17 protein-coding genes are annotated in these 20,331 nt (G+C 72.7%); 9 read left to right on the top strand and 8 right to left on the bottom strand.

All coding sequences use genetic code 11. From position 1 onward, the window contains the following. Positions 1-7 precede the first annotated feature (7 nt). Positions 8-880 (bottom strand): ABC transporter permease, encoded by an 873-nt coding sequence (locus AB0411_RS11925; protein ID WP_366417127.1) that lies wholly within the window; start codon positions 878-880, stop codon positions 8-10. Beyond that, positions 870-1,685: an ABC transporter ATP-binding protein gene (locus tag AB0411_RS11920; RefSeq protein ID WP_366417126.1), complete on the bottom strand. Its 816-nt coding sequence runs from the start codon at positions 1,683-1,685 to the stop codon at positions 870-872. The genes AB0411_RS11925 and AB0411_RS11920 overlap by 11 nt, the downstream gene beginning before the upstream one ends. Positions 1,686-1,912: 227 nt before the next feature. Between AB0411_RS11920 and AB0411_RS11915 the strand changes: the two genes are divergently transcribed. The 7 genes from AB0411_RS11915 to aspA all read left to right on the top strand — a co-directional run bounded on the left by AB0411_RS11915 (position 1,913) and on the right by aspA (position 10,083). Then, the gene (locus tag AB0411_RS11915) at positions 1,913-3,589 is read left to right on the top strand and encodes a sensor histidine kinase (protein WP_366417125.1); all 1,677 of its coding nucleotides are present in this window, start codon (positions 1,913-1,915) and stop codon (positions 3,587-3,589) included. A gap of 115 nt (positions 3,590-3,704) precedes the next feature. Further along, on the top strand, positions 3,705-4,397 hold the full coding sequence (locus AB0411_RS11910; RefSeq protein ID WP_366417124.1) for a DUF7342 family protein: 693 nt from the start codon (positions 3,705-3,707) through the stop codon (positions 4,395-4,397). 126 nt (positions 4,398-4,523) lie between these two features. Then, the gene (locus tag AB0411_RS11905; protein ID WP_366417123.1) at positions 4,524-5,135 is read left to right on the top strand and encodes a GNAT family N-acetyltransferase; all 612 of its coding nucleotides are present in this window, start codon (positions 4,524-4,526) and stop codon (positions 5,133-5,135) included. Positions 5,136-5,219: 84 nt separating this feature from the next. Next, positions 5,220-5,957: a FadR/GntR family transcriptional regulator gene (locus tag AB0411_RS11900; RefSeq protein ID WP_366417122.1), complete on the top strand. Its 738-nt coding sequence runs from the start codon at positions 5,220-5,222 to the stop codon at positions 5,955-5,957. A gap of 83 nt (positions 5,958-6,040) precedes the next feature. After that, positions 6,041-7,561, top strand: a complete 1,521-nt coding sequence (locus tag AB0411_RS11895; RefSeq protein ID WP_403148322.1) for an amino acid permease — start codon at positions 6,041-6,043, stop codon at positions 7,559-7,561. Between the two features lie 2 nt (positions 7,562-7,563). Next, positions 7,564-8,595, top strand: coding sequence for an asparaginase (locus AB0411_RS11890; protein ID WP_366417120.1), 1,032 nt, complete (start codon positions 7,564-7,566; stop codon positions 8,593-8,595). Positions 8,596-8,661: 66 nt separating this feature from the next. Continuing rightward, positions 8,662-10,083, top strand: coding sequence for an aspartate ammonia-lyase (gene aspA, locus AB0411_RS11885; protein ID WP_366417119.1), 1,422 nt, complete (start codon positions 8,662-8,664; stop codon positions 10,081-10,083). Between the two features lie 124 nt (positions 10,084-10,207). On the opposite strand, the gene AB0411_RS11880 is transcribed toward aspA, so the two are convergent. Next, entirely contained in the window at positions 10,208-10,900 is a 693-nt protein-coding gene (locus AB0411_RS11880; protein WP_366417118.1) for a DUF2848 domain-containing protein, read from the bottom strand. 124 nt (positions 10,901-11,024) lie between these two features. Here AB0411_RS11880 and AB0411_RS11875 point away from each other — a divergent pair, with 124 nt between their 5' ends. After that, a complete protein-coding gene (locus AB0411_RS11875; protein ID WP_403148052.1) occupies positions 11,025-12,413 on the top strand; it encodes an MFS transporter in 1,389 nt (462 codons plus the stop codon). Positions 12,414-12,474: 61 nt separating this feature from the next. Beyond that, on the top strand, positions 12,475-13,269 hold the full coding sequence (locus tag AB0411_RS11870; protein ID WP_366417117.1) for a carbon-nitrogen hydrolase family protein: 795 nt from the start codon (positions 12,475-12,477) through the stop codon (positions 13,267-13,269). A 16-nt stretch (positions 13,270-13,285) separates the two neighbouring features. On the opposite strand, the gene AB0411_RS11865 is transcribed toward AB0411_RS11870, so the two are convergent. The 5 genes from AB0411_RS11865 to AB0411_RS11845 form a co-directional block, all read right to left on the bottom strand. Continuing rightward, a complete protein-coding gene (locus tag AB0411_RS11865; RefSeq protein WP_366417116.1) occupies positions 13,286-13,912 on the bottom strand; it encodes a GntR family transcriptional regulator in 627 nt (208 codons plus the stop codon). A gap of 145 nt (positions 13,913-14,057) precedes the next feature. Continuing rightward, the gene (locus tag AB0411_RS11860; protein WP_366417115.1) at positions 14,058-15,230 is read right to left on the bottom strand and encodes an aromatic ring-hydroxylating oxygenase subunit alpha; all 1,173 of its coding nucleotides are present in this window, start codon (positions 15,228-15,230) and stop codon (positions 14,058-14,060) included. 10 nt (positions 15,231-15,240) lie between these two features. Further along, on the bottom strand, positions 15,241-16,401 hold the full coding sequence (solA, locus tag AB0411_RS11855) for an N-methyl-L-tryptophan oxidase (protein WP_366417114.1): 1,161 nt from the start codon (positions 16,399-16,401) through the stop codon (positions 15,241-15,243). A gap of 60 nt (positions 16,402-16,461) precedes the next feature. Then, positions 16,462-18,954, bottom strand: a complete 2,493-nt coding sequence (locus tag AB0411_RS11850) for a GcvT family protein (protein ID WP_366417113.1) — start codon at positions 18,952-18,954, stop codon at positions 16,462-16,464. A 47-nt stretch (positions 18,955-19,001) separates the two neighbouring features. Next, positions 19,002-20,114: an S-(hydroxymethyl)mycothiol dehydrogenase gene (locus AB0411_RS11845; protein WP_366417112.1), complete on the bottom strand. Its 1,113-nt coding sequence runs from the start codon at positions 20,112-20,114 to the stop codon at positions 19,002-19,004. Positions 20,115-20,331: the final 217 nt, after the last annotated feature.

Genomic DNA, 20,331 nt, shown 5'->3' with positions numbered 1-20,331 from the left:
GTCGGGGTCAGCGGCCGTCGCCGGCGTCGGCCGGCTTCCAGCGGAAGAGCCGCCGTTCGAGGAAGGCCAGCAGCCCCTCGGCGAGCAGGGCGACGACGGCGAGGATCGCCATGGCGGCGTACACACCGGCGGCGTTGAAGGTCCCCTGGGACGCCGAGACCAGCAGGCCCAGGCCCTTGGTCGCACCGATGTACTCGCCGACGATCGCGCCGATCAGCGCGAAGCCGAAGCTGACGTGCAGGCTGGTGAAGATCCACGAGGTGGCGGAGGGGATCACCACCTGCAGGGTCACCTGGCGGTTGCTCGCGCCGAGGATCCGGGAGTTGGCGACCAGGTTGCGGTCGACCTCCCGTGCGCCCTGGAAGGCGTTGAAGAAGACCGGGAAGAAGACCAGGACGACGGCGGAGGCGACCTTGGAGGCCGGTCCGAGGCCGAACCAGATGAGGAAGATGGGGGCGAGGACGATACGGGGCAGCGCGTTGAGCACCTTGATGTACGGGCCGAGCACATCGGCGAGGAAGCGGATCCGGCCGAGCGCGATGCCCAGCACCACACCGCCGACGACGCCGATGACCCAACCCAGGAGCGCTTCGTAGAGCGTGTACCAGACCTGCTCCCACAGCGGGCCCTGCGGGGTGCCGTGCAGCGCCCACTGGCTCATCTGGTGCCAGATCCTGGAGGGCATGGAGAAGTTGAAGGGGTCGATGACGGCGGCGCGGGCCAGCCCCTCCCACAGCCCGATCAGGGCGACGAGCAGCAGCACCCGGGTGCCGTGCACCAGGAGCTGGTGACGGCGCGCGGCGCGGGCCCTGGCCTGCGCACGGTCCGTACGGTCCGCCCCGGCCGGGGACGCGACCGGAGCAGCGGTCTCAGGCGGCATCGGTGACACCCCTCTCGCGGGTGATCCGGACCTCTTCGCCGAGCGAGGACCAGATCTCCCGGTAGATCTCGATGAACCGCGGCTCCAGCCGGACCGATTCGACCTTGCGGGGGCGCGGCAGGTCGATCGCGAAGACCTCCTTGACGGTGGCCGGTCCTGCGGTCATGACCACGACCTTGTCGGCGAGGGCGATGGACTCCTCCAGGTCGTGGGTGACGAAGACGACCGAGGCGCCGGTCCCCGACCACAGCTCCAGCAGCTCGTCCGACATCAGCGCCCGGGTCTGCACGTCGAGGGCGGAGAACGGCTCGTCCATGAGCAGGAGTTCGGGGTCGTTGACGAAGGTCGCGGCGAGGGCGACCCGTTTGCGCTGGCCGCCGGAGAGCTGGTGCGGATAGCGGTCCTCGAAGGCCGCGAGACCGACCCGGGCGAGCCATTCCCGGGCCCGCTGCCGGGCCTCGGCCTTCGGCACACCCCGGAACCGGGGGCCGGCCATCACGTTCGACAGCACGGTGCGCCAGGGGAAGACCGCGTCCTGCTGGAACACGAACCCGATCTTGTCCCCGATGCCGCGCACCGGCTCGCCGGCGACCAGTACCTCGCCTTCCGTGGGCTCTTCCAGGCCGCTGACCAGGGTCAGCGTGGTGGACTTCCCACACCCGGTGGGGCCGACGACCGCGACGAACTCACCGCGTCCGACGACCAGATCCAGGTCCCGGACGGCCGTGTGCAGCGCCCCCGAGGGCGTCCGGAAGGACTTGCTCGTACCCCGCAGTTCGATCGCGGGGCTCGTGTGGCTGTTCATGGCCGGGAGGCTAGGAGCGAGCCGGGCCGCAGCGGCAGCCTTGTGGGCGCAAGCCGCCTTTCTGCGCGCAGACCCTGTTGTGCTCGTTTAGCTCACGCTAGAACGACTAGGTCGTGCCCGAGGGGTAGGCGTCCGCTCACCCTCGGCTTACGGTGCGATCACCGCGAGGTGAAAAGGAAGAGTCGGTTCCGCTCGGGTGCGGGGGGCCGGACACAGAGGGAGAGCGCATGCGGATCCGCTGGCCCCGACGGGTCTTTGCGCAGGTGCTCACCGCGCAGGTCGCCCTGACCACCGGGGTCATGGTGCTGGCCACCGGCCTGTTCCTCGCCCCGCTCAGCTCCGAGCTGGACGACCAGGCGATGCGCCGGGCACTGTCCATCGCCCAGACCACCGCCGCCGATCCGGACCTCGCCGAGGAACTGGTCACCACCCAACCCACGGCGCACGGGCCGGTACAGGCCGACGCGGAACGGATCCGCGCCGCGACGGGGGCGCTGTACATCGTCGTGCTGGACACCCGCGGAGTGCGCTGGTCGCACACCCACACCGACGAGATCGGCCGGCATGTCTCCACCGACCCGAGCCGTACCCTCGCCGGGCGGCAGGTGCGGCAGATCGACACCGGAACGCTGGGGCGGTCGGCCCGCGCCAAGGTGCCGCTGCGCGACCACCGCGGCCGGATCGTCGGCGCGGTGTCGGTCGGCATCGCCTACGACAGCGTCCGCGGGCGGCTGTTCGGCACCATCCCCGGGCTGCTGCGGTACGCGGGTGCGGCGCTGGCCGTCGGGGTGCTGGCCGCGGTCGCGCTCTCCAGGAGGCTGCGACGCCGTACGCACGGGGTGGCGTTCGCCGACATCTCCGCGCTGCTCGACGAGCGGGAGGCGATGCTGCACGGCATCCGGGAGGGCGTCGTCGCCTTCGACCGGCGCGGCCGCATCCGGCTGGTCAACGACGAGGCCGCGCGGCTGCTGGGCCTGGACGCGGGGGCCGCGGGCCGGGCGCTGGACGAGGTGCTGCCGCCGGGGCGGACGACGGACGTGCTGGCCGGGCGGGTGGACGGCACGGATCTGCTGGCCGTCAGCGGCGGACGGGTGCTGGTCGCCAACCGGATGCCGACGCCGGACGGCGGGGCGGTGGTGACCCTGCGGGACCGCACCGAGCTGGAGCTGCTGGGCCGCGAACTGGACGGCACCCAGGGGCTGTTGGACGCCCTGCGGGCCCAGGACCACGAGCACGCCAACCAGTTGCACACCCTGCGCGGGCTGCTGGAACTCGGCCGGTACGACAAGGCGGTGGAGTTCGTCAGCGAGGTGGCCAGTGCGCAGCGGGCCTCGGCGGAGCAGATCGCGGAGCGGGTGCACGATCCGCTGCTCTCCGCCCTGCTCGTCGGGAAGGCCGCCGTCGCGGCCGAACGCGGGGTGTCGCTGCGGGTGTCCCCGACGACCCTGCTGCCCGACGCCGTGGTCGACCCGCGCGACCTGGTGACCGTGCTGGGCAACCTCATCGACAACGCGCTGGACGCCACCGGCGGGCACCGCCGCGACGAGCCGTTCGTCGAGGTGGAGCTGCGGGCCGAGCACACCACCGCCGTACTGCGGGTCTCGGACACGGGGCCGGGGGTGCCGCCGCGACTACGGGAGCGGATCTTCGCCGAGGGCTTCTCCACCAAGGCCGTCCCGCCCGCCACCGGAGCCGGGCCGTCCGCGCCTCCGGTGCCCTCCCCGCGCGGCCGGGGCATCGGCCTGGCGCTGGTGCGCCGGCTCGCCGAGCGCTACGGCGGGATGGCCCGGGTGACCGCCCGTGCGGGCGGCGGCGCGGTCTTCACCGTCGTCCTCCCCGAGGCCCTCGCGCGGCACGACGAGCCGGCCGGCCGCCGGCTCAGCGCCGCGGGAGAGCCACGGTGAGGCGGAAGATCCACGGTGACCGGAGGACGACGATGACCGGAGTGCCACGATGGCCGGAGACCCGCGAGCGCGCGGCGCCGCCGGAGCGAAGACCCCTGCCGAGCGGAGCCGCACGATGATCGATGTCCTGGTCGTGGACGATGACTTCCACGTCGCCGAGATCAATGCCGCGTACGTGTCCCAGGTGTCCGGCTTCCGGGTCGCCGGCCGTGCCCACACCGCCGCGCAGGCGCTGGCCGCCCTGGAGCGCACCCCCGTCGATCTGGTACTGCTCGATCACTATCTGCCCGACGAAACGGGCCTGGCGCTGGTGCGCCGGCTGCGGCAGCTCGGCCACCGCGCCGACGTGATCATGGTGACGGCGGCCCGTGATGTCGTCACGGTCCAGGACGCGATGCGCTGTGGCGCGCTGCAGTACCTGGTCAAGCCGTTCGGCTTCTCCGGGCTGCGCGCCAAACTCGACGGCTACGCGGCGCTGCGCCGGACCGTGGAGGGGGTGGGCGGCCGCGGCGAGGCCGGCCAGGAGCAGGTGGACCGGATCTTCGGCGCCTTCCGGACCACCGACGCCCCGCACACGGAGCTCCCCAAAGGCCACTCGGCGGCGACCGTCGACCTGGTCCGCCGCGTCCTGGACGCGGCCGCGCACCCGCTGTCCGCCCACGAGGTCGCCGAACGCGCCGGCGTCAGCCGCTCGACCGCCCAGCGCTACCTCAAACACCTCGAACGCAGCGGCCACATCACCCTCACCCTGAAATACGGCGACACCGGCCGCCCCGAACACCGCTACCGCTGGGCGAGCGCCCCCTGACCGGACCCGGGCCGTGCCCGTACGACCCGTCCGGCCGGAGCCCGTCGGCCCGCCGCCCCCGCGAGCCGCGTACCGGTTCGCCGACGAGCCGGACCGGACGTACCGGCACGCCCTACGCTGCCGGTCATGACTTCTGCGACTCCCGGCGGGCCGGGCCCCGAGCCGGACCTCCTCGACGCGATACGCCTGACCGCCGATCCGGAGCGGGCGGCGGACTTCGCCGCGTCGGCGCACCGGATCCTGGCGGACCTGGTCCGGGCCGGCGCACCGCTCGGCTGGACCGACCCGCCCCCGGCGGACGAGGTGGCCGAACTGGTCGACCGGGTGCTGCGCGCCGCGCGGGCCGGGGACGGGGCGCTGCGGGCGGCCTACGCCGGCCGCCGGCTGATCGGACTGGGGTACTGGCTGCGCTACGCCCGGGCCACCAACCGGCAGCACGCCGACCTGGAGAAGCTCGCGGTGGCGTCCGAGGCCCATGGCCGGGGCGTCGGCCGCTCGCTGGCCACCGCGCTGGTGGCGGACGCCCGGAACGCCGGGATCGAGGTCCTCACCCTGGATGCGCGGGGCGACAACACCAGGGCGCTGGACCTCTACCGGTCGCTGGGCTTTCGCGAGTACGGCCGCCTCCCCGACTTCGTGGCCATGGGCGGGCGCCGCTACGACAAGGTCTTCTCCATGCTGGACTTCCGCACGAACGGCCGGCCCGACGAGGCGGCGGCGACGACGCACCGTCCGTAGCGACACCGTGACGGAGTGGGGCGGGGGAGATCCCCTCCGCCCCACCCCCTTGACAGCCCTCTCGTCGGAACCGACGATTCCGGGGTGAACCTGTCAGACAGCCAGACAGCCGGTGGCGCGCCCCGGCGGATCAGCGCGATGGAAGCGGTCCTCCACCACCTCCGCGGCGCCATCGAGCGCGGCGACTACGCGGTCGGGGACAAGCTCCCCTCGGAGGCGGAGCTCTGCCGCCGGCTGGAAGTGAGCAGACCCGTGCTCCGGGAGGCGCTGCGCGCGCTCCAGACCATGGGGCTGACCGTCTCGCGCACCGGCAAGGGCACCTTCGTCGTCTCCGACGGCGCGGTGGCGGACCCGACCTTCGGCGACTACGCGGCGAGCGACCTCCTGGAGGTGCGCCGGCATGTCGAGATCCCGGTGGCCGGGTACGCGGCGACGCGCCGTACGCCGGAGGACCTCGACCAGCTGACCCATCTGCTGGAGCGGATGGAGCAGGAGACCGACACCACGGCATGGGTGGCGATGGACTCCCTGTTCCATCTCGCCGTCGCCCAGGCGGCCCGCAACCCGGTCTTCCGCCGGGTCATCGAGGAGATCCGCGATGCGCTGGCCCGCCAGTCGGCCTTCCTCAACGAGCTCGGCGGGCGGCGCGAGCAGTCGAACCGGGAACACCGGGCGATCGTCGAGGCGCTCGTCGACAGTTCCGAGCACGACGCGGTGGAAGCCATGCGGCACCACCTCGCTCGCGTCGAGACGACGCTGACCACCATCGTGCGGCCACCGCACCGTACGCCCCCCTCCACGGAAGACGAGGACCACGCGTGAGCGAGCAACCCCTCCGGCAGGCGGAACGGCAGCACCACCACGAAGCAGGGCAGGACACCGCGCAGCGGTCTGCGGGCGGGCATGTGGACGCCGGCGACGCCGGGTACCAGAAGTCCCTCACCTCCCGGCACATCAACATGATCGCGATCGGCGGGGCCATCGGCACCGGGCTCTTCCTCGGCGCGGGCGGCCGGCTCGCCGGTGCCGGGCCGTCGTTGGCGGTGGCGTACGCGGTCTGCGGCCTGTTCGCGTTCCTGGTGGTGCGCGCCCTGGGCGAGCTGGTGCTGCACCGGCCGTCCTCGGGTGCGTTCGTGTCGTACGCCCGTGAATTCCTCGGCGAGAAGGGGGCGTTCGTCGCGGGCTGGATGTACTTCCTGAACTGGGCGACCACCGGGATCGCCGACATCACGGCGGTGGCGACGTACACGCACTACTGGGGCATGTTCTCCGAGGTCCCGCAGTGGGTGATCGCACTGATCGCGCTGGCGGTCGTGCTGACCGTGAACCTGATCTCCGTGAAGATCTTCGGCGAGCTGGAGTTCTGGTTCGCGATCGTCAAGGTGGGGGCGCTGGTCGTCTTCATGCTGATCGGCATCTTCCTCCTCGTCACCCAGCACCCGGTCGGCGGCCACACCCCGGGCCCCTCGCTGATCGCCGGCCACGGCGGGGTCTTCCCGGCCGGCACCCTGGCGATGCTGCTGGTCATCCAGGGTGTGGTGTTCGCCTACGCCTCGGTCGAGCTGGTCGGCGTCACCGCGGGCGAGACCGCTGAGCCGGAGAAGATCATGCCCAAGGCGATCAACTCCATCATGTGGCGGGTGGCGCTGTTCTACGTCGGCTCGGTGGTGCTGCTGGCGATGCTGCTGCCCTGGACCTCGTACTCGGCCGCCGAGAGCCCCTTCGTCACCGTGCTGTCCCGCGTCGGGGTGCCGGCCGCGGGCGGCGTGATGAACCTCGTGGTGCTCACCGCCGCGATGTCCAGCCTCAACTCCGGCCTCTACTCCACCGGACGCATCCTGCGGTCGATGGCGATGTCCGGCTCGGCACCGCGGTTCACCGGCGTGATGAGCCGCAGCCAGGTCCCCTTCGGCGGCATTCTGCTCACGTCGGGGGTCTGCGTCCTGGGCGTGGGGCTCAACTACGTCGTGCCGAGCGAGGCGTTCGAGATCGTGCTGAACTTCGCGGCGATCGGCATCCTCAGCACCTGGGCGATGATCATGATCTGCCACCTGCTGTTCTGGCGGAAGGCCCGGGCCGGGCTGCTCGTCCGACCCGGCTACCGGCTCCCCGGCTCGCCCTGGACCGAGTGCGTGACGCTGGCCTTCCTGGCCCTCGTCCTGGTGCTGATGTGGGCCGACGGCGGCGCCGGCCGCACCACCGTGCTGGCCCTGCCCGCGATCGCGGCCGCGCTGGTCGCCGGCTGGTTCCTGGTACGGGGCCGGGTCCGCGCCCTCCGGGACGCGACGGCACCCGGGAGCGACGGGCAGCCGGGCGTGGCCGGCACGGTCCCCGCGGCACGCCCCGGCAGCACGGCACCCACCCCGCACCCCGAAGACCCCCACGACACCGACCACACCAACCCCACGGAAAGCACCGAGAACTGATCATGAGTCAGAGCAGCACCACCCTCCCGCCGCACCGCGCTCCGGGCGCCCCGCCCGTGGTCCGCGAACCGGCGCACGTCCCCGTCGCCCATGTGGTGCGCGGCGGACTCGTCGAAGGCGTCCACCACGGCTCGGTCGTGGTCCTGGCGGCCGACGGGAGCGTGGAGTTCCAGGCGGGCGACATCGAGGCCGCGTTCTACCCGCGCTCGGCGCTCAAGCCGGTCCAGGCGGTCGGTCTGCTGCGCGCGGGGCTGCCGCCGCTCGACGACGAGGCGCTGGCCCTCGTCGCGGCCAGCCACTCCGGCGAGGAACGGCATCTGGCCACCGCCCGGCGCATCCTGGACACCGCCGGACTGGACGGGGACGCGCTGCGCAACGTCCCCGATCTGCCCTACGACCCCGCCGTACGGGACGCCTGGCTCCGCCGCGGCCTCGGGCCCACCCGCCTCGCGCAGAACTGCTCGGGCAAGCACGCGGCCATGCTGCTGACCGCCCGCACCCGGGACTGGCCCCTGGACGACTACCTCGACCCCGGCCATCCCCTGCAGCGTGAACTCGCCGCGACGGTGGAGGACCTCACCGGACAGGGCATCGCCCGGGTCACGGTCGACGGCTGCGGCGCCCCGCTGTTCTCCGTGTCCCTGCACGGCCTGACCCGGGCCGCCGCCCGGCTGGCGACGGCCGCCCCCGGCACCGACGAGGGCCGCGTCGCCCACGCCATGCGCACGTACCCGGAGATGGTCTCCGGCAGCGGCCGGGACGTGGCCCGCCTGGTGCGGGCGGTGCCGGGCCTGCTCGCCAAGGACGGCTTCGAGGGGGTGCAGATCGCGGCGCTGCCGGACGGACGGGCGGTCGGCGTGAAGATAGCCGACGGCGCCGACCGCGCCCGGATGCCGGTGACGGCGGCGGCCCTGGCGCACTGCGGAATCGACCCCGGCGTCCTCGCCCCCTTCGCCACTGCCCCCGTCATCGGCGGCGGCGCCCCGGTCGGGACGCTGCGCGCGACGGCGGCGCTGGACCCGCACGACGCCTGACGCCACGCCCCTTCCCCTGTCCGCCCCCTCCCCCGCTCCCGCACCTCACGAAGGACCACCTGCACCATGACTGCCGCCGGCCACCGCCGCGAACACGATCTGCTCGGCGACCGCGAGATACCCGCCGACGCGTACTGGGGCGTGCACACCCTGCGCGCCGTCGAGAACTTCCCGATCACCGGTACGCCGATCTCGGCCTACCCGCACCTGATCAATGCGCTCGCCGCCGTCAAGGAGGCCGCCGCGCGCGCCAACGAGGACCTCGGGCTGCTCGACTCCGCGCGGGCCGATGCGATCGCCGCCGCCTGCCGGGAGATCCGGGCCGGCGGGCAGCTGCACGACCAGTTCGTCGTCGATGTCATCCAGGGCGGTGCCGGCACCTCGACGAACATGAACGCCAACGAGGTGATCGCCAACCGGGCGCTGGAGATCCTGGGCCACGCCAAGGGCGACTACCACCACCTGCACCCCAACGAGCACGTCAACCTCAGCCAGTCGACGAACGACGTCTACCCGACGGCCGTCAACGTCGCCACGATCATCGCGGTACACGAACTGCTCGACGCGATGACCGTGCTGCGCGAGGCCTTCGCGGCCAAGGCCGAGGAGTTCCACGACGTCCTCAAGATGGGCCGCACCCAGCTCCAGGACGCGGTGCCGATGACCCTGGGCCAGGAGTTCTCGGCGTACGCGGTGATGCTGGAGGAGGACCAGAGCCGGCTGGCGGAGGCCGTGCTGCTGATCCACGAGATCAACCTCGGCGCCACGGCCATCGGCACCGGCCTCAACGCCCCCGCGGGCTACGCCGAAGCGGCCCGCGGCCACCTGGCCGCGCTCACCGGCCTGCCCCTGGTCACCGCCGCCAACCTCGTCGAGGCCACCCAGGACTGCGGGGCGTTCGTCCATCTGTCGGGTGTCCTCAAGCGGGTCGCCGTCAAGCTCTCCAAGAGCTGCAACGATCTGCGGCTGCTCTCCTCCGGCCCGCGGGCGGGCCTCGCGGAGATCAACCTGCCGCCGGTGCAGGCCGGTTCGAGCATCATGCCCGGCAAGGTCAACCCGGTGATCCCCGAGGTCGTCAACCAGGTCGCCTTCGAGGTCATCGGCAACGACGTCACCATCACCATGGCCGCGGAGGCCGGCCAGCTCCAGCTCAACGCCTTCGAGCCGGTGATCCTGCACTCCCTCTCGGAGAGCATCACCCACCTGGGAGCCGCCTGCCGCACCCTCGCCGAGCGCTGCGTGGCGGGCATCACCGCCAACACCGAGACGCTGCGCGCGAGCGTGGAGAACTCCATCGGGCTGGTCACCGCCCTCAACCCGCACATCGGCTACACCGCCGCCACCGCGATCGCCAAGGAGGCGCTCGCCACCGGGCGCGGCGTCGCCGAACTGGTCCTGGAGCAGGGGCTGCTGCCGGCCGACCGGCTCGCCGCCCTGCTGCGCCCCGAGGAGATCGCCGGCACGGGCAGGGACACGGCCGGCGTCTGACCTCTCGCCGGACCGCGGCAGCCACGGGATCCGGTCCCGTACGGGCCGGGCGGGCACCTCCACGGGGGGGGGTGCCCGCCCGGCCCGCGGTCTTGGGGGGCCGCGGCGCGGCGGGCCGGGCGGGTCAGCCGATCGGCTCCGGCATCGGGACCACGTCGTAGGCGAGCGCGATGACGTTCCCGGTGGCCGGGTCGGCGAGTTCCACGCGCCAGCGGGCCGCGAACGGGTCGACTCCCGCCCGCATCGGGATGGTCCCCGATATCAGGACCGTGCCCGGCCGCAGCTCGCCGCGCTCCCGCAGGACCCCGGTCCAGTAGCCGGGCGTCAGCAGCTCGCCCGCCGTGCCGTCCTGGAGGAGGACCTCCTCGCCCCCGCCGGCGGGGGTCACCCAGGCGCGCAGGGTCAGGGTGTCGAGGCGGTCGGCGACGTCGGCCAGGCGCCATGCCGTGCGGGCGAGCACATCGGGGCCGGCGTTCTTGCTCCAGGCCACGCCGTGTGCCTCCAGCGCGCGGTCGGTGTGGTCGCAGGCCGCGGTGAGCAGCAGGTCCCCGGTCTCGTCCACGACGAGCGCCCACTCCGCCTCGCCCGAGGTGCGGGCGTGCTGCACCGCCACCTCGGCGGTCTGCTGGCCCAGGTAGGGCGCGACCGGGTAGAGGGCGGGGACGGTGGACGGCGCGGGCACGCCGAGTTCTGCCAGTTCCGCGACGTGGGCGGCCACATCGGCTTGGCTGCGGCCGGCGTACCCGGCGTTGAGCAGCCTCGACACCTCGACCCTGCGCTGTGTTCCGTCAGGGAGCTCGAAGGTCAGAGCGGCCATGTTTCCTCCAGGTCACTGTGGGGTGCGCGGAAGTGAATTCGCTCCCCGGAAGGGTTGCGCATACGCCTTGTATACAGCAAGTATGCCCTGCAGTGCAGCAACCGACTCCGAGGTGGCCCGACCCATGGACAACGAAGAACACCGCGGGGCGCAGCTCCGTACGGCGTCCCGCCCCGACCGTGGCGCGATGGTGCGCGCCTTCGTCGCCAGCCTGACCGGCACCTCGCTGGAGTGGTACGACTTCGCGGTCTACTCGGCCGCCTCGGCACTGGTCTTCGGCAAGCTCTTCTTCCCGTCGGCCGACCCGCTGACCGGCACCCTGCTGGCGTTCTCCACCTACGCCGTCGGCTATGTCTCCCGGCCGCTCGGCGGGTTCCTCTTCGGCCGGCTCGGGGACGTCATCGGCCGCAAGAAGGTGCTGGTGGCCACGCTGGTGCTGATCGGCACCGCGACCCTGCTGATCGGCCTGCTGCCCACCCAGGCCGCCATCGGCCCGGCCGCGCCGGCGGCGCTGGTGCTGCTGCGCTTCGCCCAGGGCGTCGGCGTCGGCGGCGAGTGGGGCGGCGCCGTCCTGCTGACCAGCGAGTACGCGGACAGCCACCGGCGCGGCTTCTGGGCCTCGGCGGCCCAGATCGGCCCGCCCGCCGGCAACCTGATGGCCAACGGCGTGCTGGCGGCCCTCGGTTCGCTCCTGACCGACCAACAGTTCCTGGCCTGGGGCTGGCGGATCGCCTTCCTGCTCTCCGGCGTCCTGGTGGCCTTCGGGCTGTGGATCCGGGTGCGCCTGGAGGAGACGCCGGTGTTCCGGGCCATGGAGGCGAGCGGCGACCGGCCCGAGGCACCGGTCCGCGAGGTGTTCACGACCCAGCCGCGGGCCCTGGTGGCGGCGATCCTCAGCCGGGTCGCGCCGGACGTGCTCTACGCGATGTTCACCGTCTTCGTCCTCACCTACGCCACCGAGCATCTGGGCCTGCCCCGCGGGCAGGCGCTGGCGGCCGTGCTGATCGGCTCGGCGCTGCAGATCGTGCTGATCCCGCTGGCCGGGGCGCTGTCGGACCGCTGGAACCGGCGCCGGATGTACCTCGGTGGCGCGGCCGCCGCGGCGGTGTGGCCGTTCGTGTTCTTCCCGATGGCGGACAGCGGTTCGTGGGGGCTGCTGGTGCTGGGCGTGGTGGTGGCGCTGGCGATCCACTCCCTGCTGTACGGGCCGCAGGCCGCGTTCGTCGCCGAACAGTTCACCCCCCGGCTGCGCTACACCGGGTCGTCGCTCGCCTACACGCTGGCCGGGGTGATCGGCGGGGCGGTCGCTCCGCTGCTGTTCACCGCACTGCTGGGCTCCTTCGGCAGCTGGCTGCCGCTGGCGCTGTACCTGGCCGGGACCGCCGTGGTCACCATCGTGGGCGTGCTGCTCGGGCGGGATCCGGCGCACGATGAGGACGAGGAGTACACCCGCCCGGTGAAGGGTGCCGGGCGGTCGCCGGGGAGGATGGTCAAGGAAGCACCCGGCCGCTGAGGCGGCCCGCCCGGCACCCCGTTCCGCAGACACCGACCGGCACGAGAGAAGAGAGATCCGAATGCGCATCGCGCTGTGCCAGATGACGGCATCGACCGATCCCAAGGAAAACCTCGTGGACGTCCAGGACCAGGTCCGCAGCGCGGCGCGCGCGGAGGCCCGGCTGGTGGTCCTTCCCGAGGCGGCCATGGTGCGGTTCGGGACACCGCTCGCGCAGGTGGCCGAGCCGCTGGACGGGCCGTGGGCCGAGGGGGTACGGGCGGTCGCCAGGGAGACCGGGGTGACGGTGGTGGCGGGCATGTTCACCCCGGCCCCCGACGGGCGGGTGGCCAACACCCTGCTCGCCACCGGGCCCGGTGTCGAGGAGTCCTACGACAAGATCCACCTGTACGACGCGTTCGGCTTCCGGGAGTCCGACACGGTCGCCCCGGGCCACCGCGTGGTCACCATCGACGTCGACGACGTCCGGGTGGGCCTGGCGACGTGCTACGACCTGCGGTTCCCCGAGCTGTTCCGGGCGCATGCGGACGCCGGGGCGACGCTGTCGCTGCTGCCCGCCTCCTGGGCCGCGGGACCGGGCAAGCGTGCGCAGTGGGACCTGCTGGTGCGGGCCCGCGCGCTGGACGCGACCGTCTGGATGGCGGCCGTGGACCAGGCCGCCCCGGATCCGCAGATCGACCCCGAGTCGCCCGCCCAGGCCCCGAACGGCGTCGGGCACACCGCACTGATCGGCCCCGACGGGACCGTCCGCGCCCAGCTGGGCAGCACGCCCGACCTGCTGATCGGGGACGTGGACCCCGAGGAGGCCAGGCGGGTCAGGCGGGCCGTGGCCGTGCTCGACAACCGGAAGCTGTAGGGCCGGCCGCCCGGGGTCAGGCGGCCAGGAGGATGCGCTGGGTCGCCTGGATGTGGCTGTCGATGGCCGCACAGGCGGCCGCGGCGTCCCCGGCCGCCAGGGCATCGAGGATCTGCCGGTGCTCGGCGAGCACCTCGTCCTGGCGGTTGCCCGAGCGGTACAGGGCGAGGACGCCGGCCCGGATCTGGCGGCTGCGCAGGGCGTCGTACTGACGGCTCATCAGGGTGTTGCCGACGGCGGCGACGAGGGTGGCGTGGAAGCGGTGGTCGGCGGCGATGAACTCCTTGGTGGTCTCCTCGCCCCGCAAGGTGTCCTGGTGGGCCAGGACGTCCGCCATCTCGTCGACGGGTGCGGTCCCCTGGTCCGTCGTACGCTCCGCGGCGAAGCGCTCGATCAGGCCGCGCATCTCCATCAGCTCCCTGATCTCGCGGCCGGACAGCGGGGCGATGTGCGCACCGCGCTTGGGGACCAGCCGCACCAGGTCCTCGGCGGCGAGCAGCAGCAGGGCCTCGCGGATCGGGGTGCGGGAGACGCCGATCCGGTCCGCGATCTCCTGCTCGGACAGGAACCGGTCCTGCATCTCCGGGTCGGTCAGCACGCTGTCCTTGAGATACGCGTAAGCCTTCTCGCGCCCCGACTGCATCGCCCGCTCTCCCCCACTCGTGAACCGCCATCACTGCATACAACCTGTATGCGCAGGCTACACGGTGGGCGCCCGACAGCGGCCCGCGGCGCGGCACCCGGGCACCGGGCGCGGGGCGGGGCACCCCGCGGCCCGGCGCGCGCCGTCATCGCGTCGCGTCCTCCCGCGCCGCCAGCCGGTCGGTGACCCACTGGTGGAAGGCGCCGATGTGGTGCTCGCTGGGCACCAGCACCCCGCCGGCGCGGTAGGCGCGCGAGCTCATGGCGGGCTGGGTGCGCTCGCAGGCCTCGAAGTCCTGGGCGTTGACCCGGTGGAAGAGCTCGACGGACTTCGCCAGATCGGCGCCGGAGTCGACGACCTCGGGCAGGTACAGCCAGTCGCATTCGACGACGGTGCGGTCCGGGGCCATCGGGAACATCCGGTGGACGATCACATGGTCGGGGACGAGGTTGACGAACACCTGCGGCCGGACGGTGATCGCGTAATAACGGCGGTCCTGGGTGTCCTCGATGCCGGGGAGCCGGCCGAAGCCCTCGCTGCCGTCCACGGTGAATCCGGTGGCCTCCTCGGAGAAGGCCGCACCGTGGCCGACGTAGTACTGGGCGGCGAAGCCGTCCGCGAACTCCGGGAGCACCTCGGTGAGTTCGGGGTGGATGGTGCCGCAGTGGTAGCACTCCATGAAGTTCTCGATGATGAGCTTCCAGTTGGCGCGCACGTCATAGGTCAGGCGCCTGCCGAGGGCGAGCCCCTCGGTGCGGTAGCGGTCGAGGCAGGCGGCGTCGCCGAGCCGCTCGACGGCCGCGCCGATCACGGTGTCCTCGAAGGACGGCGGGTCGTCGGCCAGGCACACCCAGGCGTAGCCGAGCCATTCGCGGAGGGGGACGGTGACCAGACCGCGTTCCCTACGGTCGATGTCCGGCATCTTCTGCAGGTTGGGGGCGGCCACCAGGCGGCCGTCGAGGTCGTAGGTCCAGGCGTGGTAGGGGCACTGGAGGTTGCGGCGGACCTCGCCGGACTCCTCGGTGCACAGCTGCGCGCCGCGGTGCCGGCAGATGTTGAGGAAGGCGCGCAGCTCTCCGGCGCGGTTGCGGGTGATCAGCACGCTCTCGCGGCCGATCCGGACCGTACGGAAGGCGCCGGGCTTGCCCAGGTCGGCGCTGCGGACGGCGCAGAACCACAGCCGCTCGAAGATCTTCTCCTGCTCCTGCCGGAAGATGCCGGGATCGGTGTAGTAGTGGCCGGCGAGGGTGGCGATCAGGCTCGGGGAGGCCGCGGGCGGGGCGGCGGCCGGCGCGGACTCGGTGGGAGTGGTCGTCATGGCGGTCTCCTCAAGCGGCCGCGGCGGCGGCCCGGCGGGGGTCGAACAGCTCGATGGGGTGCGCGGTGGCACCGGTCAGCGCGAGGTCGGCGACGATCTCGCCGACCACGGGGACGAACTTGAAGCCGTGCCCGGAGAACCCGCAGGCGACGGTCACGGTCTCCGGGTGCGCGGGGTGCCGGGTGATCACGAAGTGCTCGTCGGGAGTGTTGGAGTACATACAGGTGGCGGCCTTGAGGAAGCGGCCGGGGAGGGCGGGGATGCGGGGGCGCATCTGGTCGGCCATGGCGCGCACCTCGTGGTCGTGCACGGTGCGTTCGATGGTCTCCGGGGTGCAGACGGTGCCCTTGCGGAAGAACGCGACCTTGGCGCCGCCGTCCGGACCGTCGATCGACGGGAAGCCGTAGACCTGGACGCCCCGGTCGTCCTCCCAGATGTAGATCGGGTGCCGCTCGGGGACGAAGGGCGCGGTCCCGCCGTCGGGGGCGAACCAGTACATGACCTGCCGTTCGATGGTGAACGGCACCCCCAGGTCGGTGAGCAGGCGGGGCGCCCAGGCTCCCGGGCAGATCACCAACTGACCCGCGGTGTAGGTGTTCTCGGGGGTGTGGACGCGGACCCCGGAGCCGCCGGGCAGCTCCTCCCAGCGGGTGACCGGTTCCTCGAAGTGCAGCTCGGCGCCGTCCCGGCCGGCCAGCTGGACATGCGCGGCGACGGTGAACTCCGGCCGGACCAGGCCCGCCCGCGCCTCGTACAGCGCGACCTCGTCCTCGGCGGGGGTGAGGGTCGGGAAGCGGCGGCGGATCTCCTCGGGGCCGAGCATCTCGTGCGGGAGGTCCCACCGGCGGGCGGATTCCAGACTGCCGCGGACGGTACGGCTGTCGGGCCGGCCGATCATCACCCCTCCGCAGAGGGTGGCGATCTCGCGGCCGCTGTCCCGCTCCAGCTTCTCGTACAGCTCGTAGGAGCGCAGCAGCAGCGGGACGTAGGCGGGGTCCTCGAAATAGGACTGCCGGGTGATACGGGAACCACCGTGGCTGGAGCCGCGGTTGTGCACCGGACCGAACTTCTCCAGGCCCAGGACCCGGGCGCCGCGGGCGGCGAGGTGGTGGGCGGCGGCGCTGCCCATGCCGCCGAGGCCGAGGACGATGACGTCGTAGGTGGGAGCCATGCGGTTGCTCCTTCTGCGTACGGGGGACGAGCGGATCACCGGTGGGTCAACGGAGGAGGGCTACCTGCGGATGCGTTCCATCTGCGGGTCGAAGAGGGGCTCCTGGGCGACGGTCGCGGGGATCTTCTCGCCGAAGTACTCGATGTGGACGGCGGTGCCGGGGGCTGCCGCGGCGGCCGGCAGCCAGGCGTAGGCGATGCCCCGGCCGAGGGTGTAGCCGTAGGCGGCGGAGGTGACATAACCGGCCGGGAGGCCGTCGACATAGACGGGTTCCTTGCCGAGGACGATGGCCTCCGGGTCGTCGAGGGTGAGGCAGCTGAGCCTGCGCGACGAGGTCTCCTCGCTGCGGCCCTCCAGTGCGTCGCGGCCGAGGAAGTCGCCCTTGGCGGGGCGGACGGCGAAGCCGACACCGGCCTCGTACGGGTCGTGCTCGGTGGTCATGTCATGGCCCCAGGCGCGGTAGCCCTTCTCCAGCCGGAGGCTGTTGAAGGCGCTGCGCCCGGCGGCGATCACCCCGTGCTCGCGGCCCGCCTCCCAGAGCGTGTCCCACAGCCGCAGCCCCAGGTCGGCGGTGGTGTACAGCTCCCAGCCGAGCTCGCCGACATAGCTGAGGCGCAGGGCGGTGACCGGGACATGGCCGAGGTGGGTCTGCCGGGCCCGGAAGTAGCCGAAGGCCTGATGGGAGAAGTCGTCGCGGGTCAGGGGCTGGACCAGGTCGCGGGCGAGCGGGCCCCAGACGCCGATGCAGCAGGTGCCGGAGGTGATGTCGCGGACCTGTACTCCCCCGCTCTCGGCTTCGCTCGAGCGGGAGGAGCCCCCGTCCGGGGCGTGCCGCAACAGCCAGTCGAGGTCGGCTGCGCTGTTGGCGCCGACCTGGAAGCGGTCGGGGGCCAGCCGGGCGACGGTGAGGTCGGAGCGGATGCCGCCGGTCTCGTCCAGGAGCAGGGTGTAGGTCACCGCGCCCGGCTTCTTGGCAAGGTTGTTGCTGGTCATCCGCTGGAGGAAGGCGAGGGCGCCGGGGCCGGTGACCTCCAGCCTGCGCAGCGGGGTCATGTCGTACAGGGCGACCCGTTCTCGGGTGGCCCGGGCCTCGGCGGCGGCGATCGGCGACCAGTAGCGGGCGGACCAGGCGTCGCGTTCGGGGAGTTCGAGCCCCTCGGCGAGCGGGGCGTTGGCCTCGTACCAGTGCGGGCGCTCCCAGCCGCCGGCCTCCAGGAAGTACGCGCCGAGCTCCTGCTGCCGTGGGTAGAAGGGGCTGGTGCGCAGCGGCCGCGGCTGCTCCATGGGCTGCAGCGGGTGGATGACGTCGTAGACCTCGATGAAGCTCTGGGCGCCGCGGTCGGCGATGTAGGCGGGCGAGCGCTGGGCGTCCTCGAAGCGGTAGAGATCGCATTCGTGAATGTCGACGGCGGGCCGGCCGTCGGTCATCCACTCGGCGACGGCCTTGGCGACGCCCGCGGAGTGGGTGACCCAGACCGCCTCGGCGAGCCAGAATCCGCGCAGTTCGCGGGATTCCCCGAGGACCGGCATCCCGTCGGGGGTGAAGGAGAAGACGCCGTTGAAGCCCTCGGCCACCCGCGAGGCGCCGAGCGCGGGCAGCAGTCCGACGCTGTCCCGCCAGCTCGGGGCGAAGTCGTCCTCGGTGAAGGGCAGCGAGGACGGCATCACGGGCGTCTCGTCGAACGCGGGGACGGTGAAGGGGTCGACGGGCATCGGGCGGTGGGCGTAGGAGCCGATGCCGAGGCGGTCGCTGTGCTCGCGGAAGTAGAGGTCGCGGTCCTGGAAGCGCAGGATCGGCTTGCTCGCCCCGGTACGAGGGTCGTTGACGCCGCCGAGCTCGGGCAGCGGCTCGGTGGTGGCGTACTGGTGGGCCAGGGGCAGCAGCGGTACGTCCACCCCGGCCATCGCGCCGATCACCGGGCCCCAGAAGCCGGCGGCGGAGACGACGTGGTCGGCGGGGAAGGTGCCGCGGTCGGTGACGACGCCGGTGACGTGGCCGTCCGCCCGCTCGATGCCGGTGACGGTGTGCCGCTCCAGGAAGCGGGCGCCGCGGCTCTCGGCCCGGGCGATCTGGGCGCGGCAGGCGGGCACCGCGAGGGCCAGGCCGTCGTCGGGGGTGTGGAAACCGCCGTACAGCACGGTCTCGTCGAGCATCGGCCACAGCTCCTTGCACTGCCGCGGGGAGAGCAGTGCACCGCGTACGCCCCAGGAGGCGGCGAGCCCGGCCTTGCGGTGCAGGTCGGCCCAGCGGGCCTCGGTGGTGGCGATCTCCAGGCCGCCGACCGGGTTGAAGCAGGGCAGCCCGTCCACCTCCAGGGCGCCGAACTTCTCGACGGTGTAGGCGGCGAACTCGGTCATGGTCTTGGACGGCCCGGTCCGGAAGACCAGGCCGGGTGCGTGCGAGGTGGAACCGCCGGGGGCCGGCAGCGGGCCCTGTTCGAGGACGGTGACCTCGGTCCAGCCACGGGCGGTCAGCTCGTCGGCGAGCGAGCAGCCGACGATGCCGGCACCGATGACCACTACACGGGAACGGTGTGCGGGCGTACGGGACATGACCCTCCTCCTGCTGGTCGGGGTGATCGGCGAGGGACGGGACGCCGTCAGATGACCACGACGGAGCGCAGTACCCGGCCGTCGCGCATCTTGTCGAAGGCGGACTCCACCTCGTCCAGGGCGATCGTCTCCGTGACGAATCCGTCGAGGTCGAGGCGTCCGCCGAGGTAGCGGTCGATGAGCACGGGAAAGTCGCGGCTGGGCAGGCAGTCGCCGTACCAGGAGGACTTCAGGGCGCCGCCGCGCGAGAAGAGGTCGATCAGCGGCAGCTCGATGCGCATGTCCGGGTCGGGGACGCCGACCTGGACCAGGGTTCCGGCCAGGTCGCGCATGAAGAAGCCCTGGGTCCAGGTCTCGGGCCGGCCGACCGCGTCGATCACCACGTCCGCGCCGTGGCCGCCGGTGAGTTGGCGGACCGCCTCGACGGGGTCCGTGCCACGGGAGTTGACGGTGTGGGTGGCGCCGAAGCGGGTGGCGCCGTCGAGCTTGCGGTCGTCGATGTCGACCGCGATGACCCGGCGGGCTCCGGCGATGGACGCACCGGCGATGGCCGCGCTGCCCACCCCGCCGCAGCCGATGACGGCGACGGTGTCCCCGCTGCCCACGGCGCCGGTGTGCACGGCTGCGCCGTACCCCGCCATCACGCCGCAGCCGATGAGACCGGCGGCCTCGGGGCGGGCGTGCGGGTCGACCTTGACCGCCTGTCCGGCGGCGACCAGGGTCTTCTCGGCGAACGCGCCGATGCCGAGCGCGGGGGTGAGCGGGGTGCCTGCCCCGGACGTGGTCCGGGAGGTGCCGTCCCGCAGGGTCATCGGCTGGGTGGCGTTGGCGGAGTCGAAGCAGTACCAGGGCCGTCCGCGGCGGCAGGACCGGCAGGCGCCGCAGGGCGCCCGCCAGGCGAGGACGACGAAGTCGCCGGGGGCGAGCCCGGTGACGCCCGGGCCGACCTCCTCGATGACGCCGGCCGCCTCATGGCCGAGCAGGAAGGGGAACGCGTCGTCGATCGCGCCGTCCCGGTAGTGCAGATCGGTGTGGCAGACGCCGCAGGCCTGCACGGCGACGAGCACTTCTCCCGGCCCGGGATCCGGTACCAGGATGGTCTGCAGCTCGACGGGTGCGCCTTGTTTCGCCGCGACGACGGCATGGACTTCGTGTGGCATGCCCTACCCCTCAAGTGTTGCGCACTGCACGACTGGTTGCGCGATGAGAGACATAGTGGGAACGCCGACTCGGCAGCGTCAAGAGGTACGGGCCGGCTCTCGGCAGCGGACTTGCGACGTCCCTGCGCACGGCCGGGACGACCGAACTCGGCCTCCCGGCCCTCGTTCCGGCAATTCCCCACAGCGCTTGACGCATCCGCGCACCATCGGGATTCTG

Source organism: Streptomyces angustmyceticus (assembly GCF_040701845.1).
GTDB lineage: Bacteria > Actinomycetota > Actinomycetes > Streptomycetales > Streptomycetaceae > Streptomyces > Streptomyces angustmyceticus_A.
Note: the sequence above shows the minus strand (reverse complement) of the source record. Positions and strands in the feature narration are given on the sequence as shown.

Excerpts from the sequence above, each read along its gene's own strand:
- AB0411_RS11850 (WP_366417113.1), bottom strand. The coding sequence starts at position 18,954 with ATGTCCCGTACGCCCGCACACCGTTCCCGTGTAGTGGTCATCGGTGCC.
- AB0411_RS11865 (WP_366417116.1), bottom strand. The coding sequence starts at position 13,912 with ATGCAGTCGGGGCGCGAGAAGGCTTACGCGTATCTCAAGGACAGCGTG.
- solA (WP_366417114.1), bottom strand. The coding sequence starts at position 16,401 with ATGGCTCCCACCTACGACGTCATCGTCCTCGGCCTCGGCGGCATGGGC.
- AB0411_RS11875 (WP_403148052.1), top strand. The coding sequence starts at position 11,025 with ATGGACAACGAAGAACACCGCGGGGCGCAGCTCCGTACGGCGTCCCGC.
- aspA (WP_366417119.1), top strand. The coding sequence starts at position 8,662 with ATGACTGCCGCCGGCCACCGCCGCGAACACGATCTGCTCGGCGACCGC.
- AB0411_RS11860 (WP_366417115.1), bottom strand. The coding sequence starts at position 15,230 with ATGACGACCACTCCCACCGAGTCCGCGCCGGCCGCCGCCCCGCCCGCG.
- AB0411_RS11925 (WP_366417127.1), bottom strand. The coding sequence starts at position 880 with ATGCCGCCTGAGACCGCTGCTCCGGTCGCGTCCCCGGCCGGGGCGGAC.
- AB0411_RS11890 (WP_366417120.1), top strand. The coding sequence starts at position 7,564 with ATGAGTCAGAGCAGCACCACCCTCCCGCCGCACCGCGCTCCGGGCGCC.
- AB0411_RS11920 (WP_366417126.1), bottom strand. The coding sequence starts at position 1,685 with ATGAACAGCCACACGAGCCCCGCGATCGAACTGCGGGGTACGAGCAAG.
- AB0411_RS11905 (WP_366417123.1), top strand. The coding sequence starts at position 4,524 with ATGACTTCTGCGACTCCCGGCGGGCCGGGCCCCGAGCCGGACCTCCTC.
- AB0411_RS11870 (WP_366417117.1), top strand. The coding sequence starts at position 12,475 with ATGCGCATCGCGCTGTGCCAGATGACGGCATCGACCGATCCCAAGGAA.
- AB0411_RS11845 (WP_366417112.1), bottom strand. The coding sequence starts at position 20,114 with ATGCCACACGAAGTCCATGCCGTCGTCGCGGCGAAACAAGGCGCACCC.
- AB0411_RS11910 (WP_366417124.1), top strand. The coding sequence starts at position 3,705 with ATGATCGATGTCCTGGTCGTGGACGATGACTTCCACGTCGCCGAGATC.
- AB0411_RS11880 (WP_366417118.1), bottom strand. The coding sequence starts at position 10,900 with ATGGCCGCTCTGACCTTCGAGCTCCCTGACGGAACACAGCGCAGGGTC.
- AB0411_RS11915 (WP_366417125.1), top strand. The coding sequence starts at position 1,913 with ATGCGGATCCGCTGGCCCCGACGGGTCTTTGCGCAGGTGCTCACCGCG.